The sequence below is a fragment of the Seonamhaeicola marinus genome, from assembly GCF_008085455.1.
Window position 1 is genome coordinate 1 of the sequence record NZ_VSDQ01000557.1, and the last position, 830, is coordinate 830.

The window sequence follows — 830 nt, forward strand, 5'->3', positions numbered from 1 at the left end:
GGCCATGGTTAACACCTATGATGAATGGGTGGAATTATACCGAAAGCTAATTTACTGGGAAATTCAATTAGAAGATATTGAAGACACCGGAATGTTTGAAATTTTAGAATCTCAAAAAAACGAAGCCAACATACAATTTGGTAAATTTATAGAGAAAAACTACCCCAAATGGTTTGAGGCTAATACTAATGCCCCCGTAATGTCTCACACATTATTTAAAGAGAAAGTAGTGCCCGAAATAACCCCCAAACAACCTACATTATTGTTGGTTATTGACAATTTACGGTACGACCAATGGAAAGCATTTGAACCCATAATAAGTAACTATTACAAAAAAGAAAAAGAAGACGCCTTTTTTAGCATTTTACCATCAGCAACACAATATGCGCGAAATGCCATTTTTTCAGGTTTAATGCCAAGTGATATGGAAACCTTGTTTCCGCAATTTTGGAAAAATGACACCGATGATGGAGGCAAAAACCTACATGAAGCCGATTTTTTAAACGCACAAATGAAACGTCTAGGTTTAAACAACTTAAACTATGAATACCACAAAATAACCAATTTAAAAAACGGAAAAAAACTAGCAGAAAACTTCAGTGCTTTAAAAAACAACGATTTAACGGTGGTAGTTTACAATTTTGTTGACATGCTATCGCATGCTAAAACCGAAATGGAAGTTGTAAAAGAATTAGCTTCAAATGATAAAGCTTACAGGTCTTTAACCCAAAGTTGGTTTAAAAATTCGCCTTTATTAGATATGATACAGCAAGCGCAACAATTAGGGTTTAAACTTATTTTAACAACAGACCACGGTACTATAAACGTTA

The 830-nt window shown here is 34.0% G+C and carries 1 protein-coding gene; it reads left to right on the forward strand.

What is annotated here, in order from left to right:
• On the forward strand, nucleotides 1-830 hold an 830-nt coding region (gene porX, locus FUA24_RS08245; protein ID WP_148541264.1), incomplete at both ends, for a T9SS response regulator signal transducer PorX.